Source organism: Bartonella sp. AA86SXKL (genome assembly GCF_042196885.1).
The window spans coordinates 1-600 of the sequence record NZ_JBHIRE010000494.1 but is presented as its reverse complement, the minus strand read 5'-3'; the positions used below and the strand labels follow the sequence as shown (position 1 = coordinate 600).

At 37.5% G+C, this 600-nt stretch carries 1 protein-coding gene; it reads right to left on the bottom strand.

The genetic code is table 11. The features are described 5' to 3' along the window. The coding region (locus ACFIO5_RS12850) for an outer membrane protein (RefSeq protein WP_375705615.1) at positions 1–600 on the bottom strand (600 nt) is incomplete at both ends.

Sequence of the window (600 nt, the reverse complement as noted above, 5' to 3'; positions counted from 1 at the left end):
TTGTAAGCTATTCCAACACGGAAATCATTCGTCTTATAATCAAGCTCAATCGTATCTTCGAATTTCTTTTTACCAAAATCTGAGTAACGATATTCCGCACGAACAATAAAATTATTTGTCATTGCAAAGTCAACACCACCACCAACAGTGTAACCAATCATTGTCTTTGTTTCATCTGATGTAGCAGAAAAGGGATCTTCTCCAGTAATTGAGGTGGACAAAATATCTTGAAATTTCCCATAAGCAACACCCCCAGAGATATAAGGCATCATACGCGCAACAGAAAAACCAATACGCGCTCGTGTTGCACCAGTCCATTTTTGTTTCAAAGTATGACTAAAAGTAAGATGATTTCCTTCTACTTCTTGTTGATTTCTTACAACCGGCTTAGAAACTTCGCTTAAGTGACCTAACTTAAAACTAACCTGCTTAGGCTCACTCCCTCCCTCTTCCGCACTACTCTCTACAGTTTCGTCATGAACAATAGTTTTTGTATCCTTTTGTCCAAAAAAAAGTATATCTGTATCAACTCCTAATATTAAACCATTGTCAAATTCGAGATTGGCACCTGTATAAAAACCGCCTATAAAACCGGAAAGC